The organism is Streptomyces netropsis (assembly GCF_014203545.1).
In the GTDB taxonomy this organism is placed as follows: domain Bacteria; phylum Actinomycetota; class Actinomycetes; order Streptomycetales; family Streptomycetaceae; genus Streptomyces; species Streptomyces netropsis.
The window spans coordinates 484,856-503,407 of record NZ_JACHJG010000002.1 but is presented as its reverse complement, the minus strand read 5'-3'; the positions used below and the strand labels follow the sequence as shown (position 1 = coordinate 503,407).

Sequence of the window (18,552 nt, the reverse complement as noted above, 5' to 3'; positions counted from 1 at the left end):
CGTTCTTCTCCAGGTCGCTTTCAGTTCGTCGTGCTCTCGGTCGCCAGTCGCAGCAGGCTCTCGGCGTCCATGTCGTCGATCGAGTCGATCGACGACGCGGCGTCGGGCGCGGCGGTGGCGGTCTCGGCTTCTTCGTTGGCGAGCTGCAACACCATGTCCAGCAGGCCCGCCTTGCGGAGCCGGCTGATGGGGACGGTGGTGAGGGCCTCGCGGATGTGCGCTTCCGGGTCGTCCGCCTTCTCCGCCGGGGCGGTGTCCGGGAAGAGGTACGAGCGCAGGCACTGGGCGAGCGCGGTCGGCGTCGGGTAGTCGAACACCAGGGCGGCGGGCAGGGCCAGCCCGGTCGCCACCCGGAGCCGGTTGCGCAGCTCGATGGCGGTCACGGAGTCGAATCCGACGTCGCGGAAGGCCCGGTCGGCGGGGATGGCGTCGGCCGCTTCGTGGCCGAGGGTGGCGGACGCCTCGACGCGGACGACGTCGAGCAGGGCGCGCCCGCGTTCGGCGTCGGACAGCGCTTCGAGCCGTCGGCGCAGCGCCGACTCGTCGCCGTCGTCGTCGGCCGGGGCTTCCTGGGCGGACAGCACCGCGCGGACCTCGGGGATGCCGGACAGCAGGGGGCTGGGGCGGGTGGCGGTGAAGCTCGGGGTGAACAGCTCCCAGTCCATGTCCGTCACCGTGACCTGGGTGTCGTCGTCGGTGAGGCTCTGCTGGAGGGCGGCGATGGCCAGGGACGGCTCCATCGACAGGACGCCGCGCCGGCTCAGCCGGTCGTGCACCGCGGCGACCGTGGCCATGCCGGCCTCGGCCCACGCTCCCCAGGAGACGGCCGTGGCGGTCAGGCCCCGGGCCCGGCGGTGCTCGGCGAGGGTGTCGAGGAAGGCGTTCGCGGCGGCGTAGCCCGCCTGTCCGCCGCTGCCCCAGATGCCCGCGCCCGAGGAGAACAGGACGAACGCGTCGAGGTCGAGGTCCTGGGTGGCTTCGTGCAGGTGCAGGGCGGCGGTCAGCTTCGAGCGCAGGAGCGCGTCGAGCTGTTCCAGGGTGAGGGACTGTGCGTCGGCGTCGCCGTCGGCGACACCGGCGGCGTGGACCACGGCCGTCAGGGGGAGTTCGGCGGGCAGGCCCGCCAGCAGTCCGTGCAGCGCGTCGCGGTCCGCGGCGTCGCAGGCCGCGATGGTCACCCGGGCGCCCAGGCCCTCGAGTTCGGCGCGGAGCTCGGCGGCGCCGGGGGCGTCCGGTCCGCGACGGCTGGTGAGGACGACGTGCCAGGCGCCGCGCTCGATGACCCACCGGGCGACGCGGCCGCCGAGGCCGCCCGTGCCGCCGGTGATGAGCACGGTTCCCCGCTCCCACCAGCGCCGCTCGGGGCGGTTGCCGCCGGGGGCGGCGTGGAGAAGCCTGCGGCCGAAGGTGCCCGAGGCGCGGACGGCCACCTGGTCCTCGCCGTCCGGTGCGGCCAGGACGGCGCGCAGGCGGGCGGCGGTTCGCGGGTCGATGGTGTCGGGGAGGTCGATCAGACCGCCCCAGCGGCCGGGCTGCTCCAGGGCGGTGACGAGGCCGAGGCCCCACAGCGCGCCCTGGACGGGGTGGGTGACCTTGTCGTCGCGGCCGACCGCGACGGCGTCCCGGGTGAGGCACCACAGCGGTGCCTGGATTCCCGCGTCGCCCAGTGCCTGCACCAGGGCCAGCGTCATGGCCAGCCCGTCGGGCACCGAGGTGAAGCCGGGGTGCCGCTCCTCGACGAGGCCCAGCAGCGACACCACGCCCGTGAGGCCGGGGTTGCTCTCGGCGGTGGCGGCCAGGAGTGCGGTCAGCCCGTCCCGGTCGGTGTCCTCGACGTCGACGCGGACGGCGTCGGGGCCCAGGGCGTCGACGGCGGCCGCGACCCACGGGTCGTCGCCGCTCCGTGCCGGTGCGACCACCAGCCAGGTGCCGGCCGGGGTCGTGCCGCCGGGCTCGCGGAGCCGGGTCCAGTCCACCTTGTACCGCAGGGTGTTGGCCGCGGAGGCCTGCCGGGACTTGGTCCGCCACGCCGAGAGGGCCGGCAGCAGCGCGCCCAGGGAGGAGAGTCCGGCGTTCTCGACGACGCCGAGTTCGCCGGCGAGGGTGTCCAGGTCGCCGTTCTCGACGAGCCCCCAGAAGGCGGCGTCCGCTTCCGTGCCGGCGCCGGTGCCGCCCGGGGCGGGCAGCTCCGCCTCCGGCCAGTACCGGCGGCGCTGGAAGGCGTAGGTGGGCAGTTCGACGGGGGTGGGGGCCTGGGAGGAGGAGGCGGGGAACGCCGCGCGCCAGTCGACGGACGCGCCGTGGACGTGCGCCTCGGCGAGGGAGGTCAGGAAGCGCTTGGTGTCGCCCTCGTCGCGGCGCAGCGATCCGAGTGCCACCGCGGATTCGGTGTCCGCGGCCTCCGCGGTCTCCTGGACGGCCCCGGTCAGGACGGGGTGCGGGCTCACCTCGACGAAGAGCCGGTGCCCGTCGGCGAGCAGTGCTCGCGTCGCCCGCTCCAGCTGTACGGTCTGCCGCAGGTTGGTGTACCAGTAGGCGCCGTCCATCGTGGGCGTGTCGAGCCGCTCACCGGTCACGGTCGAGTAGAACGGCACCTTCGGCACCAGGGGCGTGACCGAGGCCAGCAGCTGCGCCAACTCGCCTTGGATGAGCTCCACTTGCGAGCCGTGCGAGGCGTAGTCGACCGCGACCATGCGGGCGCGGATGTTGCCGGTCGCGCACTGCTCCTTGAGCTCGGCGAGGGCTTCGGGGTCACCGGAGACGACGATGGAGGACGGGCCGTTCACGGCGGCCAGCGAGAGCCGGTCGCCCCAGGGCTCCAGGAGGGCGGTCACCTGCTCGGCGGAGGCGGCCACGGACATCATGCCGCCCTTTCCGGACAGGGCCAGCAGGGCCTTGCTCCGCAGTGCCACGACGGCCGCGGCGTCCGGCAGGGACAGGGCGCCCGCGACGCACGCCGCGGCGATCTCGCCCTGCGAGTGCCCCATCACGGCGGCGGGTTCGACACCGTGGGAGCGCCAGAGCGCGGACAGCGCCACCATCATCGAGAACAGCGCGGGCTGGACCACGTCCACGCGCTCCAGCATCGCGGGGTCACCGGCGCCCGCCAGGACGTCCCGCAGCGACCAGTCGATGTGCGGGGCCAGGGCCTCGGCGCACGCGTCGACGGCGGACCGGAACTCCTCGGAGGTCTCCAGCAGTTCACGGCCCATGCCCCACCACTGCGAGCCCTGGCCGGGGAAGACGAACACGGGCCCGGCGTCGCCGCCCGCGGCGACGCCGCGGACGACTCCCGGCGTGGTGCCGGCCGTCGCGAGCGCCTCCAGGCAGCGGGTGAAGTCCTCGTGCGTCTCACCGAGCAGCACCGCGCGGTGCTCCAGGCGGGGCCGGGTGGTGGCCAGCGACCAGCCGACCCGTACGGGCGGCAGTTCCGGGCTGTCGCCCACGCGGGCGAGCAGCCGGGCGGCCTGGTCGCGCAGCGCGGCGTCGGACTTCGCGGAGACGAGCCAGGGCACGACGCCCGCGTGGTCGGCGGCGGGTTCGGTCCCGTCGGCCTCGGCGTCCGGTGCCTGTTCGAGGATCAGGTGGGCGTTGGTGCCGCTGATGCCGAACGACGACACACCCGCCCGGCGGGTGCGTCCCTCCGGCTGCCACTTCTCGGCCTCGGTCAGCAGCTCCACCGCTCCGGCGGACCAGTCCACCCGCGACGAGGGCTCACTCACGTTGACCGTCTTGGGCAGGACTCCTTCGCGCAGGGCCATGACCATCTTGATGACGCCCGCGACACCCGCGGCCGCCTGGGTGTGACCGATGTTGGCCTTGAGGGAGCCCAGCCGCAGCGGTGTCTCCCGGTCCTGACCGTAGGTGGCCAGCAGGGCCTGGGCCTCGATCGGGTCACCCAGCTTGGTGCCGGTGCCGTGTGCCTCTACCACGTCGACGTCGGCGGGCGAGACACCCGCGTTGGCGAGGGCCTGGCGGATGACGCGCTGCTGGGAGGGGCCGTTGGGGGCGGTCAGGCCGTTGGAGGCGCCGTCCTGGTTGATGGCGCTGCCGCGGACGACCGCGAGGACCTGGTGTCCGTTGCGGCGGGCGTCCGAGAGCCGCTCCAGCAGGACGAGGCCGACGCCCTCGGCGAGGGTCATGCCGTCCGCGTCGTCGGAGAACGGCTTGCAGCGGCCGTCGACGGCCAGGGCCCGCTGCCGGCTGAAGCCGACGAAGGGGCTCGGGGTCGACATGACGGCGACACCACCCGCGAGCGCGAGCGTGCTCTCGCCGTTGCGCAGCGACTGGCAGGCGAGGTGCAGGGCGACCAGCGAGGAGGAGCAGGCCGTGTCGACCGTGACCGCCGGGCCCTCCAGGCCGAAGAGGTACGAGACCCGGCCGGACAGCACGCTGGACGCGGTGCCGGTGGCCATGTACGTCTCGGATTCTGCCGCGTTCGGGACCCCGGAGGTGTAGTCCTGGTAGGTCGCGCCGATGAAGGTGCCGGTCGAGCTGCCCCGCAGCGAGTCGGGGTCGATCCCGGCGCGTTCGAGCGCCTCGTGCGCGGTCTCCAGCAGCATCCGCTGCTGGGGGTCCATCGCCACGGCCTCACGGGGCGAGATGCCGAAGAACCCGGCGTCGAAGTCGGCGGCGTCGTGCAGGAACCCGCCCTGGACGGAGTACGTCCTGCCGTGCCGGTCGGGGTCCGGGTCGTACAGGGCGTCGGCGTCCCAGCCGCGGTCCGCGGGGAACTCGGAGATCACGTCCGCACCGTCGACGAGCAGCCGCCACAGGTCCTCGGGCGTGTGCGCGCCGCCGGGGTAGCGGCAGCTCATTCCGACGATCGCGATCGGCTCGTCGGTCACGGCGGCGGACACCACGGGAGCGGTGGTGGCGGTGCCCGCGATCTCGTCGCGGAGGAACTCCGCCAGGGCGAGGGGGGTCGGGTAGTCGAAGACCAGGGTGCTCGGCAGCCGCAGCCCGGTGGCGGTCACCAGCCGGTTGCGCAGGTCCACCGAGGTGACGGAGTCGAAGCCGACGTCACGGAAGGCACGCCGTTCGGGGAACGCCTCACCGGAGGCGTGCCCGAGGACGGTCGCGGCCTGGCCGCGGACCACGTCCAGCAGCAGGCGGTCCCGCTCGGCGGCGGGCAGGTCACGCAGCCGGGCCGCGAACTCCCCTTCGGCGCCCGCGCTCACGGTCCGCTCCACCGGCTCGGTCAGCCGCCGTACCTCGGGGACCTCGTCGAACAGCGTCGTGGGCCGGCCGGAGGTGAAGATCGGGTGGTAGACGTCCCAGTTCACGTCGGCGATGGCGAGCACCGTCTCGTCGTCGTCCAGGGCCCGCCGCATGCCGGCCAGCGCCGGGCCCGCGTCGATGAACCCGAGGCCGCTGCGGCGGATCTGGTGCGGGTCGAGCTGCGCGGCCTCGGCGTCGTCGGGCCACTTCCCCCAGTGCAGGGACGTGGCGGTCAGGCCACGGGCGCGGCGGTGGTCGGCCAGCGCGCTCAGATAGGCGTTGCCCGCGCCGTACGCGGCGTGCCGGCCGCTGCCCCACATGCCGGTGATGGAGGAGAAGAGGACGAACGCGTCGAGCTCCTCGTCGTCCAGCAGTTCGTCCAGGTGCCGGGCACCGGCGACCTTGGCGTGCACCACCCTGGCGAACTCCGCCATGGTGGTCTCCGCCAGCGACTCCAGCTCGATGACCGCCGCGGCGTGCACGAGCGTCCGCACGGTGCGCCCGTCGGTCCTGAGCCTCGACAGCAGTCCGGCGACGGCGTCGCGGTCGCTGATGTCGCAGGCGACCGCTTCGGCCTCCGTGCCCAGCTCGGCGAGGTCGGCCACCAGCGCGGCGGCGCCGGGCGCGTCCGGGCCCCGGCGGCTGACCAGCACGAGGTGCTCGGCGCCCTGGCCCGCGAGCCATCGCGCGAGGTCCGGGGCCAGCGCCCCGGAGCCGCCGGTGATCAGCGTCGTGCCGCGCGGCTTCCAGTCGCGTCCCGCGCCCTGGCTGCCGGCGGCGGCCCGGACCACGCGGCGGGTGAAGACACCGGAGGACCGGATGGCGAGCTGGTCCTCGCCGGTGGTACCCGTGAGGACGGCGGCGAGCCGTCGGCCGGCGCGTTCGTCGAGCGTGTGGGGCAGGTCGATCATGCCGCCCCAGCGCTGCGGGTGCTCCAGCGCGGCCGTCCAGCCGACGCCCAGCACCTGCGCCTGCACCGGGTTCGTCACCAGGTCCGAACGGCCGGTCGAGACCGCGCCACGGGTCACGCACCACAGCGGGGCGTCGACGCCCGCATCGCCCAGGGCCTGGACGAGCGCGACCGTCAGGGCGAGACCGGAGGCGAGCGCGGGGTACGCGGCGCACGGCTGTTCCGCCGCCGCCAGCACCGAGACGATGCCCGAGACGTCGTGGGCGTTTTCGAGCCGGGCCGCGAGCACCGTGCGGTCGACGCAGGACTCGTCCAGCACCAGTCGGCGCACCTCGGCGCCCTGGCCGGACAGCGCGGCCACCACGTCGTCGTCCGCGATGCCTTCGGCACCGACCACCAGCCAGGTGCCCGACACCGAAGCCTGCGGGACACCGCTGAGCGGCGACCAGGCGACGCGGTAGCGCCACGCGTCCAGCGCGGACTGCTCACGCCGCTCACGGCGCCACGACGACAGGGCGGGCAGCACGGCGGCGAGGGAGTCCTCGTCGATGTGCAGACGGGAGGTGAGCGAGCCCAGGTCCTCCCGCTCCACGGCGGCCCAGAACTCGGCGTCGGCGGGGTCCGCCGCCGCGAGGAGCTCGACCTCGTGCGGCATGGCCCAGAGGCGTTCGTGCTGGAACGCGTAGGTCGGCAGGTCCACCCGGCGGGCACCGGTGCCGGTGTGGACGGACCGCCAGTCGACCGGGACGCCCCGGACGTACACCTCCGCCAGCGAGGTCAGGAAGCGGTACAGGTCGCCCTCGTAGCGCCGCAGGGTCCCCACGGCGACGGCGTGACCGCCGGCGTCCTCGATGACGTCCTGAACGGCCATCGCCAGCACGGGGTGCGAGCTGACCTCCACGAACACGCCGTGGTCCGCGTCGAGCAGCGTCCGTATGCCCGCTTCGAACCGGACGGTGTTGCGCAGGTTGCCGTACCAGTACTCGGCGTCCATCCCGCTGGTGTCCAGCCACTCGCCCGACACCGTCGAGACGAACGGCACCTCGGACTCGCGGGGACGGATCGGTCCCAGCTCGGACAGCAGCTCCTCGTGAAGGTCCTCGACCTGAGCGGAGTGCGAGGCGTAGTCCACCGCGATCCGCCGGACCCGAACACCCTCGTCCGTGAGCTGCGCGAACAGGTCGTCCAGACCCTGCGGATCACCGGAAACCACCACCGAACGCGGCCCGTTGACCGCCGCGACCGACACCCGGCCCGCGAAACCGTCCAGCCGCTCCTCGACCTCCGCGACCGGCAGCGCGACCGACATCATCCCGCCACGCCCCGCCAGCCGACGGCCGATCGCCTGGCTCCGCAACGCCACCACCCGCGCGCCGTCCTCCAACGACAACGCACCCGACACCACAGCCGCGGCGATCTCACCCTGAGAATGACCCACCACAGCATCAGGACGCACACCATGCGCCTGCCACAACGCCGCCAACGACACCATCACCGCGAACGACGCCGGCTGTACGACGTCGACCCGCTCCAGGGACGGCGCACCCGGCATCTGGCGCAGGACGTCCGTCAACGACCAGTCCACGAAGGTGCCCAGCGCCTCCGCGCACTCCGCCAGCCTCTCGGCGAAGACGGGCGACTCCTCCAGCAGCCGGGCACCCATGCCCACCCACTGCGAACCCTGCCCCGGGAACACGAACACCGTCTTGCCCTCGATGTCCGCGACACCCTGGACGACGGCTGCGGCGCTCTCCTCGGCCGCCAGGGTGCCGAGTCCCTCCCGCAGGTCGTCCATGCCGGCGCCCAGCACCACGGCGCGGTGCTCGAACAGCGACCGGGAGGCGAGGGAGTACCCCACGTCGACCGCGCGGAGGCCGGGTTCGGCGTCCAGCCGGGAGAGAAGGTTCGCGGCCTGGTCGCGCACGGCGGCCGGGGCCCGGCCGGAGAGCACCCAGGGGACCACCGTGGCGGTGTTGTCCGTGGTCGGCGGCTCCTCGACGGCGGGCTCCTCCTGCGGTGCTTCCTCCAGCACCGCGTGCGCGTTCGTCCCGCTGACGCCGAAGGACGACACCGCGCAGCGGCGCGGCCGCTCCCCCGCCGGCCACTCGACCGACTCCGTGAGCAGTTCCACGGCGCCCGCCGACCAGTCCACATGGGAGGAGGCGGTGTCGCTGTGCAGGGTCTTGGGGAGGACGCCGTGGCGCATCGCCATGACCATCTTGATCACGCCCGCGACACCGGCAGCGGCCTGCGTATGACCGATGTTCGACTTCAACGAACCCAGCCGCAACGGCACCTCACGACCCTGGCCATAGGTGGCCAGCAGCGCCTGCGCCTCGATCGGATCACCCAGCTTGGTACCCGTACCGTGCGCCTCCACCGCATCCACATCAGCCGCCGTGAGACCCGCATTGGCCAACGCCTGACGGATCACCCGCTGCTGCGACGGACCATTGGGCGCCGTCAGACCGTTCGACGCACCATCCTGATTCACCGCACTGCCCCGCAGCACCGCCAGCACCGGATGACCGTTGCGCCGCGCGTCCGACAGCCGCTCGATGACGAGTGCGCCGACGCCCTCGGACCAGCCCGTGCCGTCCGCGGCGTCGGAGAACGCCTTGCAGCGGCCGTCGGGGGCCAGTCCGCCCTGCTTGCTGAACTCGACGAACACGGCGGGGTCGGACAGGACGGTGACGCCGCCGACGACGGCGAGCGAGCACTCGTCGTCACGCAGCGACCGCATCGCCACGTGCAGGGCCACCAGCGAGGACGAGCAGGCGGTGTCGACGGTGAGCGCCGGGCCCTCGAGGCCGAGTGTGTAGGCGAGGCGTCCCGACAGGACGCTGGCCGCGGTGCCGGTCAGCGCGTGGCCGTCCAGTTCGCCCGTCGCCCGGGCCGTGCCCGGGTTCCAGTGGTACGAGCCGACGAAGACGCCCGCCTGGCTGCCGCGCAGCGACAGCGGGTCGATGCCGGCCCGCTCCAGCGCCTCCCAGGAGACCTCCAGCAGCAGCCGCTGCTGCGGGTCCATGCCCAGCGCCTCACGCGGGGAGATCCCGAAGAACCCGGCGTCGAAGTCGCCCGCCTCGTAGAGGAATCCGCCCTCGTGGGTCGCGCTGTGGCCCTCGCCGTCGCCGGTCAGCGCGGCCAGGTCCCAGCCGCGGTCGGCCGGGAAGCCGGAGATGGCGTCACCCTCGGACGCGACCAGGTCCCACAGCCCCTCCGGCGAGGCGACCCCGCCGGGGAACCGGCAGCCCATGCCCACGATCGCGATCGGCTCGCGGCTCTTGGACTCCAGTTCGTCGATGCGCTGGCGCGCACGTCGGAGGTCCGCGGCGACTCGCCTCAAGTAGTCGACAACTTTGTCCTGCTGGTCTTCCTGCACCGGTCCGTCCTCATCCCGTTATGAACGAAAGCTGTCGATCTTTAAGCGATTTCGAATTCTTCGTCGATGATGTCGAGCAGTCTGTCGACCGACGCCGTCTTGATGTCCTCTTCGGAGTCGTCGGGCAGCTCCGCCGTTCGCGTCAATTCCCTTAGGGAGAGGACGAGTTGGTCCAGCCGTGCGGCGATCGCCGCGCGCTCGGCGTCCGTGCCGTCCACCGCCGCGGCCCGCACCACGGCTTCCAGCGTGTCGAGTTCGCGGAGAGCCGACTCCGGGGAGCCGTCCACGAGGTGCGCCAGCAGGTGGTCGGCGACCGACGCCGGTGTCGGGCAGTCGAAGACGAGCGAGCTGGGCAGCCGTAGCCCGGTGACGGCGCTCAGCCGGTCACAGAGTTCGACGGCGGTCAGCGAGTCGAAGCCCAGTTCCTTGAAGATGTGGTGGGCGCCGACGCGCCCCACGCCGCCGTGCCCGAGCACGGCGGCGGCCTCGGAGCGTACGAGGTCGAGCAGGTACCCGGCGCGCTTGGCGGCGGGCATCGACTCCAGCCACTCGCCGAGCGGCCGCGCCCCGCCGGCCGGTGCGGGCGCGGGCCGCGCCTCGGCATGGTCACCGTCGACCGCCGTGTGCCGCAGCGTGGTGTCCGCGCCGATCGGCCAGAAACGCTCGTGCTGGAAGGCGTACGTCGGCAGGTCCACCCGGTGGGCGGCCGTGCCCTCGAACATCCGCGGCCAGTCCACCGGCGCGCCGATGACGTGCAGGCGGCTCAGCGCGGTCACCAGGGCGGCCTCCTCGCCGCGGTCGTCGCGCAGCGCGGGCACCACCGTGAGGTCCGCCGCACCCAGGCAGTCCCGGGCCATGGCGGAGAGGATGCCGCCGGGGCCCAGTTCGAGGGTGACGCCGACGCCGGCCGTGTGCAGGGTCGTGATCCCGTCGGCGAAGCGGACGGCCCGGCGTACGTGCCGCACCCAGTACTCCGGCGCGCACAGCTCCTCGGGCTCGGCGATGCGGCCGGTGAGGTTGGAGACCACGGGCAGGGTCGGCGCGGAGAACGTCAGGCCTTCGAGCACCGCGCGGAACGCGTCCAGCATCGATTCCATCAGCGGCGAGTGGGCGGCCATCGTCACCCGCAGCCGCGAGGTCTTGCGCCCGTCGGCCGCCAGTCGTCCCGCGATCTCCAGGACCGCGTCCTCGGTGCCGGAGACGACCACCGACGACGGGCCGTTGACCGCGGCGATCGACACCTTCTCGGTCAGCAGCGGCAGCACCTCGTCCTCGGTCGCCTGGACGGCCACCATCGCGCCGCGGTCCGCGACCTCCTGCATCAGCCGTCCGCGTTCGGCCACCAGCCGGCAGGCGTCCTCCAACGAGAACACCCCGGCCACATGGGCGGCCGCCACCTCGCCGATGGAGTGGCCGGCCACGAAGTCCGGTGTGACGCCGAAGGACTCCACCAGACGGAACAGCGCCACCTCCACCGCGAACAGGGCGGTCTGGGTGTAGCCGGTGAGGTTCAGCTCCTCGGGGTCGTCGCCCCACATCACGTCCCGGAGCGGGCGCGGCAGGTAGCGGTCCAGGACGGACAGCGCCTTGTCCAGGGCGTCGGCGAACACCGGGAACCGGCCGTACAGCTCCCGGCCCATGCCGAGGCGCTGGCTCCCCTGCCCCGGGAACAGCGCCGCCAGTGCTCCCGCGCCGCCCGCCGTGCCACGTGCCGCCAGGGCCGTCTCGCCCCGTGCGGCGAGCAGCACCGCGCGGTGCTCGAACACCGACCGGCCGGCCGCCAGTGAGAAGCCGACGTCCACCGGTGAGAGTCCGGCGTCGGCGGCCGCGAGCGGCCTGACGCGGTCCAGTTGGGCGTCGAGCGCTTCCTCGGTGCGGGCGGATATCACCCACGGCACCACGGCGGGCGCCGTGCCCGTGCCCGGCTCCCGTACCGGTTCGTCGACCGGCGGGGCCTGCTCCAGCACCGCGTGCGCGTTGGTGCCGCTGATGCCGAACGACGACACCCCGGCCCGCCGGGCGCGCCCCGTCTCCGGCCACGGCACCGAGTCGGTGAGCAGTTCCACGGCGCCCGCCGACCAGTCCACATGGGAGGAGGCGGTGTCGCTGTGCAGGGTCTTGGGGAGGACGCCGTGGCGCATCGCCATGACCATCTTGATGACACCCGCGACACCGGCAGCGGCCTGCGTATGACCGATGTTCGACTTCAACGAACCCAGCCGCAACGGCACCTCACGACCCTGGCCGTACGTGGCCAGCAGCGCCTGCGCCTCGATCGGATCACCCAGCTTGGTACCCGTACCGTGCGCCTCCACCGCATCCACATCAGCCGCAGTGAGACCCGCATTGGCCAACGCCTGACGGATCACCCGCTGCTGCGACGGACCATTGGGCGCCGTCAGACCGTTCGACGCACCATCCTGATTCACCGCACTGCCCCGCAGCACCGCCAGCACCGGATGACCGTTGCGCCGCGCGTCCGACAGCCGTTCCAGCAGCACCATGCCGACGCCCTCGGCCCAAGCCGTGCCGTCCGCGGCGTCGGAGAACACCCTGCACCGCCCGTCGGGAGCCATGCCGCCCTGCCGGGAGTGCCCGACGAAGGCCGTCGGGGTGGACATGACCGTCACCCCGCCGGCCAGGGCGAGCGAGCATTCCCCCGCGCGCAGCGACTGCGCCGCCCAGTGCAGGGCGACCAGGGAGGAGGAGGCGGCCGTGTCCACGGTGATCGCCGGCCCCTCCAGTCCGAGGGTGTAGGCCACCCGGCCGGAGGCCACCGCGGGGGACAGTCCGGTCAGGGAGTGCCCTTCCAGGTCCTCCGTCGACAGCTGGGTGACGAGCGCGTAGTCCTGGCCGTTCGTGCCGACGAAGACGCCGGTCCGGCTGCCGCGCAGGCTCACCGGGTCGATCCCGGCGTGTTCCACGGCCTCCCAGGACACCTCCAGCGTCAGGCGCTGCTGCGGGTCCATGCCCAGCGCCTCCCGGGGGGAGATGCCGAAGAACCCGGCGTCGAAGTCGGCCGCGTCGTAGAGGAATCCGCCCTCACGGGTGGCGCTGGAGCCCCGGCCGGTACCGGCGAGGGCCTCCAGGTCCCAGCCGCGGTCGGCGGGGAACGCGGAGATCACGTCCTGGCCGGAGGCGACCACGTCCCACAGGTCCGCGGCCGACCGTACGCCGCCGGGGTACCGGCACGCCGTCCCGACGATCACCACCGGGTCGTCGGCGTGCGCTCCGGCCCCCTGATCGCCCGCGCCGCAGGACGCGCTGTCTGCTCCGCTCGTCATGACGCTGCACCACCCATGAGGAATGTCGGCTCGGATACTTCACTTCGAGCCGGATCGTATGGGCGGGAAGGCTGTAGATTTCCCTACAAGAAGAACGTGATCTCTCGTCTGACGTCGCGTCATATCCGCTACGGACGGCCACGGTCCGGCGGTCCGGTCGATCCGTCGGTCGCGAAGACTAGGGATTCTCTTCGACCTGGCGTGAGACCAAGTAACTGTCACGCTTCTTCCCGCACTCTTGTCCCTTGACGTCCCGGGCGGACGACGCCGGCTGTGGGCGCGGGCATCGATGAACGCGGCCACTCGGCGACCGGCCGTGCGCACACCTGGCGCCGAGCTGCCGGGCCGCCACTTCTGGAGGGTTATTGTCATGGGCTCGACTCGGCGGCCGATTCTGTTCGTCAGTTATCCCGAAAGCGGACTGTTGAATCCGCTGCTCGTCCTGGCCGAGGAGCTGTCCCGCCGGGGAGTCGAGGACCTGTGGTTCGCGACGGACGAGAACCGGCGCTCGGAGATCGAGGCGCTCAAGGTGGACACCCCGGTGGAGTTCGCTTCCCTGGGCGAGGTGGTGTCCGAGATGTCGGCCGTCACCTGGGACGACAAGACGTACCGGGAGGTGACGCAGCGGTCGAGGTTCAAGGCGCACCGGGCGGTCATCAAGCACTCGTTCGCCCCGCGCTCGCGGGTGGAGAAGTACCGGGCGCTCGAGGCCGTGGTGGACGAGGTCGAGCCGGCGCTGATGGTCATCGAGAGCATGTGCCAGTACGCGTACGAACTGGCGGTCACCAAGAAGATCCCGTTCGTGCTGGGTGTGCCGTTCCTGCCCAGCAATGTGCTGACCTCGCACGTGCCCTTCGCCAAGTCGCACACGCCGCCTCACTTTCCCGTGCCGCACACCGGTCTGCCGTTGGACATGACCCCCGTCCAGCGGGTGGCCAACCAGCTGTTCAGAATGCGCACGCTGGGGCTGTTCATGACCTCCGACATGCGCAAGGTGGTGGAGGAGGACAATCAGGTCCGCGCGGAGCTGGGCATCTCCCCCGAGGCGCGCGGGATGATGGTCCGGATCGACAAGTCCGAGATGGTCCTGTGCTATTCGGTGCCCGAACTGGACTACCCGTTCCCCGTTCCCGCCAAGATGAAGCTGGTCGGCACGATGGTGCCGCCGCTGCCCCAGGCGCCCGAGGACGACGGTCTCTCCGAATGGCTCGCGCACAACGACTCCGTGGTCTACATGGGCTTCGGCACGATCACCAGGATGACGCGGGAGCACATCGCGTCGCTGGTGGAGGTCGCACGGCGGATGAGCGACCGGCACCAATTCCTGTGGAAGCTGCCCCAGGAGCAGCAGAAGCTGCTGCCCTCGGCGGAGCTGCTGCCGGACAATCTGCGGATCGTGGACTGGGTTCCCTCCCAGCTCGATGTGCTGGCCCACCCGAGCGTGAAGGTCTTCTTCACCCACGCGGGCGGCAACGGTTTCCACGAGGGCCTGTATTTCGGCAAGCCCCTGGTCGTGCGGCCGTTGTGGGTGGACTGCGACGACCAGGCCCGGCGCGGCCAGGACTTCGGGGTGAGCCTGAAGCTCGACCGCCCCGAGACCATCGACGCGGACGACGTGGTCGACAAGCTGGCCAGGGTGCTCAGCGACCGTTCGTTCCGCGAGCGCGCCGAGCACTTCGGACAGGTTCTGCGGGCGGCCGGCGGGCGGGGCGCCGCGGCCGATCTGATCCTTGGACTCCCCGCACTGGCAAAGGACTGAGCGAGGTTTCCATGGCATTCACGTATCCGGTTTCGCAGCCCTGGCTCAAGGGGCGGGAGCTTTCCTATGTGACCGAGGCGATCAACGACGGCTGGATCTCGTCGCAGGGGCCGAAGGTCAAGGAATTCGAGAGCGAATTCGCGCGGTACAACGGCGTCGCGCACGGCGTCGCCTGTTCCTCCGGGACCACGGCGCTGACCCTCGCCCTGCGGGCGCTGGGTGTCGGCCCGGGCGACGAGGTGCTGATTCCCGAATTCACGATGATCGCGACCGCGTGGGCGGCGACGTATCTGGGCGCGACCCCGGTGTTCGTGGACTGCGGGGACGATCTCAATATCGACGTCTCCCGCATCGAGGAGAAGATCACCCCGCGCACGAAGGTCATCATGCCGGTGCACATCTACGGGCGCCGGTGCGACATGGACGCGATCATGGAGCTGGCCCACGACTACAACCTGCGGGTCGTCGAGGACACGGCGGAGGCGCACGGCGTACGGCCGGTCGGCGACATCGCCTGTTTCTCGCTCTTCGCCAACAAGATCATCACCTCTGGCGAGGGCGGCATCTGCCTCACGAACGACCCCCGGCTGGCGGAGCAGATGGCCCATCTGCGGGGCATGGCCTTCAACAAGGAACACAACTTCCTGCACAAGAAGCTCGCTTACAACTTCCGTATGACGAACCTCCAGGCCGCCGTCGCGCTGGCCCAGGTCGAGCAGCTGGACGAGATCCTGGCCACCCGCCGGGAGATAGAGAAGCGCTACGACGAGGGGCTGCGGGACATCGAGGGCATCACCCTGATGCCCCCGCGGGACGTGCTGTGGATGTACGACCTGCGCGCCGAGCGCCGCGAGGAGCTGCGCGCGTTCCTGGCCGACGCCTCCATCGAGACCCGGGTGTTCTTCAAGCCGATGAGCATGCAGCCCGGCTACCTCGACCCGGTCTGGCCGACGCTGAACGCGACCAGGTTCGCCGAGGACGGCTTCTACCTGCCGACGCACACGGGCCTGACCGAAGAGGACCAGACCTACATCGTCGGGAAGATCCGCGAGTTCTACGGCGCGCGCTGACCGGCCCGAGGGGGGCGGCCGGCGGCCGCCCCCCTCGGCACCAACTGCCAACGACCGGGACGTTCCGACCCTCAGGGAATTGCACACATGACTACCACCGATTCGAACCTGGTCGGCTTCCCGTTGCGGCGGCCCGGCCAGCCCTATCCGCCCGCGGAGTACGAGGGCCTGCGCAAGCGCGAGGGGCTCGTCCGCTCGACGCTGCCCACCGGTGCCCCGGTCTGGCTGGTGACCCGGCACGAAGAGGTCCGTGCCGTGCTCACCGACCCCCGGATCAGCTCCAACCCCTCGCACCCGGGCTTCCCCCGTCCGGCGAAGACCGGTGGCGTGCCGGCCCAGGACCAGGTGCCCGGCTGGTTCGTGGCCCTGGACCCGCCGGAGCACACCCGGTTCCGCAAGACGCTGATCCCGGAATTCACCGTCCGCCGCATCAGGGAGATGCGGCCGGTGATCCAGGCGATCGTCGACGAGCGCATCGACGCCATGCTCGCCGGGGGCAACTCCGCCGATCTCATCTCGGACTTCGCGCTGCCGGTGCCGTCGCTGGTGATCTCCAGGCTGCTGGGCGTACCGAAGGCCGACTGCGACTTCTTCGAGGCCCAGACCCGGGTGCTGGTCACTCTGACCTCGACCGACGGGCAGCGGGAGGCGGCCACCAAGGCGCTGCTGCGCTATCTCAACCGGCTGATCGCGCTCAAGACGAAGCGGCCGGGCGACGACCTGATGAGCCGGCTGCTGGCGGACGGCAAGCTGACCCCGCAGGAACTGTCGGGCGTGGGGATGCTGTTGCTCATCGCCGGCCACGAGACGACGGCGAACAACATCGGGCTCGGCGCGGTGACGCTGCTGATGAACCCGCAGTGGATCGGCGACGACCGGGCGGTGGAGGAGCTGCTGCGCTACTACTCCGTGGCCGACCTGGTGGCCTTCCGGGTGGCCGTCGAGGACGTGGAGATCGGCGGGCAGCTCATCAAGGCGGGCGAGGGCATCGTCCCGCTCGTCGCCGCGGCCAACCACGACGAGACCGTCTTCGAGTGCCCGCACCAGTTCGATCCCAGCCGGTCCGCGCGCCACCACGTGGCGTTCGGATACGGGGTGCACCAGTGCCTGGGGCAGAACCTGGTCCGGGTCGAGATGGAGCTCGCCTACCGGTCGCTGTTCGAGCGGATCCCGACGCTGGAACTCGCGGTGCCGGTCGAGGAGCTGCCGCTGAAGTACGACGGCGTGCTGTTCGGGCTGCACGCGCTGCCCGTGCGCTGGTAGCGGCGCTCGCCCGCGGGTCGGACGGGGGACTCGGACTCCCCCGTCCGACCCGTCATGTACCGGGGCACGCGAGTACCGGGGCACGCGAGAAGGTATCGATTCGCCGATGGAGGAATGATGGTTCGTATCAGCGTGGACATCGACAGTTGTATCGGAGCAGGGCAGTGCGTGCTGTCGGCGCCGGAGGTCTTCGACCAGGACGACGACGGGATCGTCATGGTCCTCGACGGGGAGCCGGCGGAGCCGGTGGCGGAGGACGTGCGGCTGGCGGGCAGGATCTGCCCGTCCCAGGCGATCACCGTGCACGAGGACTGAGCCGCCGTACGTACCGGTGGCACGAAACGGGCCCCGCCCCCACCTGATGGTGGGGGCGGGGCCCGTTTCACCTTCCGGGCGGGGCCGTCACCACCGCATGGGCAGTTCGGTGAGACCGCCCGAGAGGCGTCCGCCCAGCACCTGGAGGTCCTCCACCGGCAGGTCGAGCCGCAGCTCGGGCAGCCGGGTGAAGAGCAGGGTGTACATCGTCCGCAGCTCCAGCCGGGCCAGCGGGGCGCCGACGCAGTGCCACATGCCGTGGCCGAACGTCAGATGCGGGTTGGGCGAGCGGGTGATGTCGAAGCGCTCCGGCTCGTCGAAGACCTGCTCGTCGAAGTTGGGGAGGGTGAAGTCGAGCAGGACGAGGTCGCCCGCCTCGATGGTCACCTCGCCGATCTCGACGGCGGCGCTGGCGTACCGCGGCAGCACCGAACCACCGGCCTTGGCCGTCCGCAGGATCTCCTCGACGGCGGCGGCCATGACGCGCGGGTCCCCCAGCGCGGCCTGCCGCGCGTCGGGGTTGGTGGCGAGCAGCACCACGCCGAGGTCGACGTGGCTCGCGACGGCGTCCAGCCCGGCGAACAGCAGCCCCGCGGCCATGGGGCCGACCTTCTCGGCCGGGGCCCCGGTCTCGCACAGCCGGGACATCACGTCGTCGCCGGGGTCGGCCTGTTTACGACCCGCCAGCTCCACCAGGTAGGCGAAGAGGGCCTGCTGGCCCTCCACGACCCGCTGTGGGTCGTCCACCCCGGCCATGCCGGACAGCAGCTCCACCAGGCGCGCCCGGTCCTGCGGCGGCACGCCGATGAGTTCGCAGAGCACCATCAGGGAGTACGGCAGGGACAGCTGCCCGTGCAGATCGGCCGGCGGCCCCTGGGCGACGAAACCCTCCAGCACGCCCTCCGCGATGGCCTCCACACGGGGCTTCAGATCGCGGACGCGCTTGGCGGAGAAGTTCGGTGTGAGCAGTGTGCGGGTCTCGGCGTGCAGCTTGCGCGCGCTCTCGGGGTCGGCGTCGGTGATCAGCATGTCCAGGAACGGGTTCCTGACGTACCGCGGGGCGTTCGCCGGGTCGGGGTGCGAGCGGCCGAGACGCTCGTCGAGCAGCAGTTGCTTGAGCTCGGCGTGACGGGTCACGAGCCATGCCTCGTCGCCGGCGGGGGTCTTGACCCGGCAGACCGGGCTTCGGGCCTGCAGGCCGCGCAGCAGCGGGCTCAGCCTCAGTACGGCGGGCGGGTCGGCGGTGATCTCGGGCAGTTCGTAGGACGTGGTCATGGAGCCTCCTTCTGGCGGTTGGACGAGGGGGCGTGGCGTGGCCGCCCCGGTTTCCGGGGCGGCCACGCCACATA

The 18,552-nt window shown here is 72.0% G+C and carries 6 protein-coding genes and 1 pseudogene; 4 read left to right on the top strand and 3 right to left on the bottom strand.

Annotation, left to right across the window (positions count from 1 at the left end):
* Nucleotides 1-20: 20 nt before the first annotated feature.
* Both FHS38_RS06780 and FHS38_RS06775 read right to left on the bottom strand, forming a co-directional pair.
* Nucleotides 21-9,512 (bottom strand): type I polyketide synthase, encoded by a 9,492-nt coding sequence (locus FHS38_RS06780; RefSeq protein WP_184731782.1) that lies wholly within the window; start codon nucleotides 9,510-9,512, stop codon nucleotides 21-23.
* Between the two features lie 41 nt (nucleotides 9,513-9,553).
* A pseudogene (locus FHS38_RS06775) lies at nucleotides 9,554-12,742 on the bottom strand (type I polyketide synthase); the annotation flags it as partial.
* A gap of 424 nt (nucleotides 12,743-13,166) precedes the next feature.
* Between FHS38_RS06775 and FHS38_RS06770 the strand changes: the two are divergent.
* From FHS38_RS06770 to FHS38_RS06755, 4 genes are all read left to right on the top strand, one after another.
* Nucleotides 13,167-14,555, top strand: a complete 1,389-nt coding sequence (locus FHS38_RS06770) for a glycosyltransferase (protein ID WP_184731779.1) — start codon at nucleotides 13,167-13,169, stop codon at nucleotides 14,553-14,555.
* Nucleotides 14,556-14,566: 11 nt separating this feature from the next.
* Entirely contained in the window at nucleotides 14,567-15,625 is a 1,059-nt protein-coding gene (locus FHS38_RS06765; protein ID WP_184731776.1) for a DegT/DnrJ/EryC1/StrS family aminotransferase, read from the top strand.
* An 87-nt stretch (nucleotides 15,626-15,712) separates the two neighbouring features.
* Nucleotides 15,713-16,888: a cytochrome P450 gene (locus FHS38_RS06760; protein WP_184731774.1), complete on the top strand. Its 1,176-nt coding sequence runs from the start codon at nucleotides 15,713-15,715 to the stop codon at nucleotides 16,886-16,888.
* Nucleotides 16,889-17,005: 117 nt separating this feature from the next.
* Entirely contained in the window at nucleotides 17,006-17,203 is a 198-nt protein-coding gene (locus FHS38_RS06755) for a ferredoxin (protein ID WP_184731772.1), read from the top strand.
* 87 nt (nucleotides 17,204-17,290) lie between these two features.
* On the opposite strand, the gene FHS38_RS06750 is transcribed toward FHS38_RS06755, so the two are convergent.
* Complete coding sequence (locus FHS38_RS06750) at nucleotides 17,291-18,478, bottom strand: cytochrome P450 (protein WP_184731770.1); 1,188 nt, start codon at nucleotides 18,476-18,478, stop codon at nucleotides 17,291-17,293.
* Nucleotides 18,479-18,552: the final 74 nt, after the last annotated feature.